The organism is Mesorhizobium sp. M7A.F.Ca.US.006.04.2.1 (genome assembly GCF_004022915.1).
Lineage (GTDB): Bacteria > Pseudomonadota > Alphaproteobacteria > Rhizobiales > Rhizobiaceae > Mesorhizobium > Mesorhizobium ciceri.
This window is the reverse complement of record NZ_RZQA01000403.1, coordinates 1-5,669: the sequence shown is the minus strand read 5'-3', so window position 1 is coordinate 5,669 and position 5,669 is coordinate 1. Positions and strand designations below refer to the sequence as shown.

At 62.4% G+C, this 5,669-nt stretch carries 6 protein-coding genes and 1 pseudogene; 4 read left to right on the top strand and 3 right to left on the bottom strand.

The window, feature by feature from the left end; all coding sequences use genetic code 11:
* From EN925_RS20750 to EN925_RS20740, 3 genes and pseudogenes are all read left to right on the top strand, one after another.
* Nucleotides 1-197, top strand: a pseudogene (locus EN925_RS20750) (tripartite tricarboxylate transporter permease); the annotation flags it as partial.
* Nucleotides 198-212: 15 nt separating this feature from the next.
* Nucleotides 213-1,397, top strand: a complete 1,185-nt coding sequence (locus EN925_RS20745; RefSeq protein ID WP_127369358.1) for a CoA transferase — start codon at nt 213-215, stop codon at nt 1,395-1,397.
* The gene (locus EN925_RS20740; RefSeq protein ID WP_063168996.1) at nt 1,394-2,245 is read left to right on the top strand and encodes a citryl-CoA lyase; all 852 of its coding nucleotides are present in this window, start codon (nt 1,394-1,396) and stop codon (nt 2,243-2,245) included. The genes EN925_RS20745 and EN925_RS20740 overlap by 4 nt, the downstream gene beginning before the upstream one ends.
* 4 nt (nt 2,246-2,249) lie before the next feature.
* On the opposite strand, the gene EN925_RS20735 is transcribed toward EN925_RS20740, so the two are convergent.
* Nucleotides 2,250-2,720: an NUDIX hydrolase gene (locus EN925_RS20735; RefSeq protein ID WP_013529616.1), complete on the bottom strand. Its 471-nt coding sequence runs from the start codon at nt 2,718-2,720 to the stop codon at nt 2,250-2,252.
* A gap of 126 nt (nt 2,721-2,846) precedes the next feature.
* Nucleotides 2,847-3,155, bottom strand: a complete 309-nt coding sequence (locus tag EN925_RS20730) for a hypothetical protein (protein WP_013529617.1) — start codon at nt 3,153-3,155, stop codon at nt 2,847-2,849.
* A gap of 398 nt (nt 3,156-3,553) precedes the next feature.
* Between EN925_RS20730 and EN925_RS20725 the strand changes: the two genes are divergently transcribed.
* Nucleotides 3,554-4,765: a hypothetical protein gene (locus tag EN925_RS20725; protein ID WP_206632875.1), complete on the top strand. Its 1,212-nt coding sequence runs from the start codon at nt 3,554-3,556 to the stop codon at nt 4,763-4,765.
* Between the two features lie 520 nt (nt 4,766-5,285).
* Here the strand turns inward: EN925_RS20725 and EN925_RS20715 are convergent.
* Nucleotides 5,286-5,504 (bottom strand): hypothetical protein, encoded by a 219-nt coding sequence (locus EN925_RS20715; RefSeq protein WP_013531393.1) that lies wholly within the window; start codon nt 5,502-5,504, stop codon nt 5,286-5,288.
* Between the last annotated feature and the right edge of the window lie 165 nt (nt 5,505-5,669).

The following is a 5,669-nucleotide window of genomic DNA, read 5'->3' as shown; positions in this document are numbered from 1 at the left end:
TCCTTGGGCCGCTCGCCGAAACCCAGTTCCGCCGGGCGATGACCATCTCGAATGGCGACTGGTCCGTGTTCTACACCCACAAACTGTCGCTGACACTGCTGACGCTCGCCTTCATCGGCCTCGCCGGCCCGCATATCTGGGCCTTCATCGAGCATCGTCGTCGGCGCGGACCGGAGCATGTGCCCGGCGATGCCTGATCGATCCATGACGCCATGACAGAACTGCTTTCCGGTATTCGCGTCCTCGACCTGACCAATGTCCTGGCCGGTCCCTACTGTGCCTATCAGCTGGCGCTGCTGGGCGCCGACGTGATCAAGGTCGAGGCGCCGCAAGGCGGCGACCTCGCCCGCCAGCTCGGCGGCTCGCCGAAGCTGAACAGCGCCGGCATGGGCGCCTCGTTCCTGGCTCAGAACGCCGGCAAACGGTCGGTTGTGCTCGACCTCAAGAAGCAAGCCGATCGCGAGCGCTTTTTCGATCTGGTGGCCAGCGCCGACGCACTGGTGGAGAATTTCCGCCCCGGCGTGATGGATCGGCTGGGGCTTGGCTACGAGGCACTGAAGACGGTCCGTCCGGGCCTCGTCTATTGCGCGATATCGGGTTTCGGCCAGACCGGGCCAATGCGCGATAATCCTGCCTATGACCAGATCATCCAGGGCCTGTCTGGGATCATGAGCATCACCGGCACACCGGAAACGGCGCCGCTGCGGGTCGGCTATCCCGTCGCCGATACGCTTGGCGGACTGGTCGGCGCGTTCGCCATCGCCTCGGCGCTGGTGCGGCAGAAGACGAGCGGCGAGGGTGCCTTTCTCGACGTCTCGATGCTCGAATGCACACTTTCCGCACTTGGCTGGCCGGTTTCCAACTATCTGACCGCAGGTATCGACCCCATGCCGATGGGCAACGAGAACATGACGGCGGCACCCTCCGGTGCGTTTCGCACCGGCGACGGGCTCATCAACATCGCCGCCAACAAGCAGGAGCAGTTCGTGGCGCTGTGCCGGCTGATCGGCCGGCCGGAATTGGCTTCCGATATCCGCTATGCAGAGCGCGAGACGCGCAAGCGCAACCGTGCGGCGCTTAAAGTCGAGATCGAGGACGCCCTGGCGGGCGCCTCGGCGGCGGCCTGGGAAGAGACGCTCAATCGCGCCGGCGTGCCTGCCGGCAGGGTGCTGACGATCCCGCAAGTGCTGGCCGAGCCCCAAGTCCTCGAGCGCCAGGTGACCGCGCATTTCGACGATGTGGCTGGCATGGACAAGCCGCTGACCGTTTTGCGCGGCGGCTTCATGGTCGATGGCGAGGCGCCCTTGCCGACAAAGCCGCCGCCGGCGCTCGGCGAACATATGAGCGAGGTGTTCGCCGACCTGCCGCCCCACGCCAGGACAAAGGCACGCGCATGAGCGGCACGGAGAAGAAGACGGGCCGTGAGCGCGGCGAGGAATGGTGGCAGACCGATATCATCGAGATGCGGCCTGGTGTCATCCGGCTGCGCGGCTACGAGATCCAGGATCTGATCGGCCGCGTCAGCTTTCCGGCTGTCATCTGGCTGATGCTGCGCGGCGAACTGCCCAGCGAGGACCAGGCAGAATTGCTCGGCATTGCCTTGGCTGCCGCCGTCGACCATGGACCGCAGGCGCCATCGATTGCCATCGCGCGCATGGCTGCAACCTGCGGCGTCGGTATCAACAGCGCCATGGCCTCAGCCATCAACGTTCTCGGCGACGTGCATGGAGGCGCCGGCGAGCAGGCGCTTTCCTTCTATGGTGACATTGCCGTGGCGATCGATGCCGGGATGACGCTGAATGAGGCGGTCTCGGCGCGGCTCGACCGGTTCTTCGCCGAGGAGAAGGGCTATGTGCCGGGGCTCGGGCATCGCTTCCATCCCGTCGACCCGCGCGCGCCGCGCTTGCTGGAACTGACCCGCGAATTTGCCGCACGCGGTGCCGTCAATGGGCGTTTCGCCGATATCGCCGAAGCGGTCGAGGCGGATGTCGAACGCCGCAAGGGGAAAAAAATACCCCTCAACATCGATGGCGCCACCGCCGTCATCTATGGCGAACTCGGTTTTCCGCCGCCGCTGACGCGAGGGCTTTTCGTGCTGTCGCGCTCGGTCGGCATCCTGGCGCATGCCTGGGAGCAGTCGCAGCAGGCCGAGCGAAACAAGGGGCCGCTGCCGCGCGAGTGGCTGTGGGCCTATACCGGCACGCCGGTGCGGCCGTTTCCCGAAAGCGATGACCCCGGCGAGTGAGGCTCTACGCCTGGTCCACCTGCACAGGGATCTTCAGCGTCTTCACCAACGTTGAAAGATCCGGCTCGTCGATGAGCATGGCCGCATCGGCTGGCGCCAGCCAGGCCCGCTGGCGTCGTTTGGCTTCCTGCCAGTCGGCCAGTTCCTCGCTCACCTCGAGCAGGTAGACGATGACGTCGACGCGGACAAAGCGATTGGCCAGCCGCTTCCAGTAGGAATAGGTGCCCGCCGGCTGCTTCAGCGTCTTGCCGAGCACGCCGGCTTCCTCCTGCGCCTCGATGGTGGCCGCCTTGCGTCCGCTCTTGCCCTTCATCGGCCAGCCCTTGGGGACGATGAAGCGCCTGGTGGTACGCGACGTGACCAGCATCACCTCGATATCGCCACGCGCGGTCAGCCGGAAGGGAATAGCCGCCACCTGGCGGATTCTCTCGCCCTTCTTTGCCTTGCGTACGGCCTTTTTCTTGGTGGCTGCCATTCGTCAATCCAGTCGATGCAATGCCGCATAGCGCGACAAGGCGTCGTTGCAAAACCAAAACTTTCGCATGTGCCAACGACACTCGAAATACATAAGTCGGCTAAATAAACGAAAAAGGCCTTGATGTCAGCGGCAATTGCTCACGGCGGTGGTGCCGATTATCTGGGTCTGGCAGCTTGGCTTGAGCTGCTGCACGACCGGTGGCGGTTGCTGAAAGATCTGGCGGTCCTGGGCGCGATTCTGCTGCTGTTGCTGTTGATATTGCTGCCGCTGTATCCTGTTTTGCAGGATTTGCAGGTCGTTCTGCCGGATCAGCGCATTGTTGCCGGTAGCGGGATTGAGCGCTTGCGCGGAAGCCGGCAGGCAAACGCCCGCCAGCACTGCCGTGGCCAGCATTGCCACTGTGAAGATCGTTGATGGCCGAAGTGCCGACATCCGTTCATTCCCGCGCAAAAACTCTGTCCTTTGATATAGGGCGTTTGCGCGTCGATGCCATGGCCAGCGGGTCGAGTATCACGAAATCGGGCGGTCCAATCGCTTTGTTCTGCGATTTCGGCCGCGAAACGGCAGATAGTCATCATATGATGACTATGAAACGTCGGTGGCTTTGGTCAGTGTTCCCCACGTAAATTTTTGGTTTCATCCGGCATAAGTTAATGTATTCTAATTGAGTCAGAGCTCCGCAAGTGGGAATACGGATGCCCTGTTTTAATGCATTGAACCTTATTGCACAGTGCCGGCATCCTTATTGCAATTGCATGAGCAGAGCATAGCGGTGGCGTCGGACTCAAGCAGGCATTGAGGCGCGCCCCCGTAAAATGGGGGGTAAGTGCATGGCTTTGTTCACAGAGCGCGTTGCCGTATTGTCGTGCGCATCGGCCGACGACGGTTCAGCCAAGGCATGTTCTGAGGAAGTTCTTCGTGATGCCGCGGCGACTCAGAAGGGTTTGCCCGGCCGGCCGAATCAATGTCTCGCCACTCTGCCCAAACGGATAGCTCGATTGCTTTGCGCTACGGCACTGGTGGGGCTGGTCTTTCCTTACGCTCAATCTCCGGTCCATGCGCAGCAATTGTCCATCAATACGGATGGTGCACCGGGCGACAATGGTGATGACGGAATCGGTACTGCTGACGCCGGAGATGGCCATTCGCCGGTGGCGCCGGCTACGGGAACGAATAGTGTCGGCCGCACGACCTCCGGGGAGGCCGCTTTCGTTGGCAGCGCCCGGGGTGGGCGCGGCGGCGATGGCGGCTCGGCTGTCCATGCAACAGCCGTCCCGCCTTTTGTGGAGATCAAGGGTGGTAAAGGCGGCGATGGCGCCAAGGGCGGAACCGTCGATATAACAAACAACGCATCTGGCGCCCTCGAAACATCGGGGGACAATGCTCCCGGCATATCGGGCGACGCCGGCGGTGGGGATGGTGGTAACGGCGCATGGGCATTCGCCATCGCGGTAGGCGGTAAGGGCGGCGTCGGCGGGCGGGGTGGCGATGGCGGCACGGCGACCGTGACCACTACGATCGAAAGCAATATCATCACGCACGGGGTCAATTCGAACGGCATCACCGTCAATTCCAGCGGAGGGCGCGGCGGCAATGGCGGCTTGGGCGCTGCGATCGGTGCCGGCAAGGGTGGCAATGGCGGCAATGGCGGTTTCGGCGGTGACGCGAAAGGCGATAATGCCGGCTCCATTTCCACGGACGGGGCTTTCTCGAAGGGTATGCTTGTGCGGTCGGCGGGCGGCGTTGCCGGTGATGGTGCGAGTGGTTTCGGTATCGTGGGTAACGGCGGCAATGGGGGCGTGCCGACAATCGGCGGCAATGCCGAGGGGATAAATTCCGGGACCATCACAACTCGGGGAGATTTTGCCAGCGGCATGGTCGTGCAGTCGGTGGGCGGTGGCGGCGGCGACGGCGGTGGCGATAAGGCCGGAAACGAGTGTGTTCTTGAACATGACGATCTCCTTGCTTCGTTGACCGAGGCGATCCATCCGCCTCTTGATCATCTGTCGTCGCAGCCAGGAAAAAGGTTCGAACTTTTTTGATTTTTCTGAGATCCGGGAAATCGGATGGACCGAGGTCCACGCTGACGGCGACTGGAAGAGGTTGGAGAGGACGTTGATGCGGCCAATCTCCCCCATTTGCTGGGGCTACGCCATGCACATACCCGCTATGACTGGGGTGACTGATCGGCCCGAGGCCCGATTGCCGCGTGGGTCCCCCAATCCGTCGCTGCTTCGCAGCGCCACCTTTCCCCCTCCGGAGGGAAAGGAAAGGAGCGTTGCTGGGCGAGCGTTGACGGCAAAAGCTTGGCGCCTTCCCTCTACCCCGTCGATCGGGGGAGCGGTGGCTCGGCGGGGCCGAGACGGAGTGGGACCAGCGCCGCATAAGGCAATGCATGCGCCAAGCTGCCATGCACTCTATCGCCAAAGACCAGTTGCTTGGAAATGTGTGCATGCCGTAGCTTGCCGGGGATCAGCAGCTTTGCCGCCTTACTTCACGAGGTGATCGCCGAACGCAAAAAGGGCGGCCGAAGCCGCCCTCTTGGGGAATTGGGTCCCTCCATCAAAGGAAAATGATCACCCTGCCGTGCCTGTGGTGATGGTTGTGGTGGTGGTTGTAGTGCTTCCACCAGAACTTCTTGAAGTGCTTCTTGTGATGGTTGTGGTGGTGATGATGATGGCCATGCATGCCGTGGGCTGACGACGTGCCGACAGTGCCGGCGAGCGCGCCGGTGGCGACGAAGATGGCGACGAGGCCCGAGGTAAGAGTGCGCTTGAACATGATGATCTCCTGGATCTTTTGATCGAGGCGACCCATTCGCCTCTGACCATCAGTCGGCGCGGCGCAGCAAAAGGTTCGAAAGGTTGAGGAGATTTTTTGTGGGACGCCGTTGACGCCAGCGCGGCGACGGCAAGGACACCAATGACCCGTCGCCCCCTATTCCCC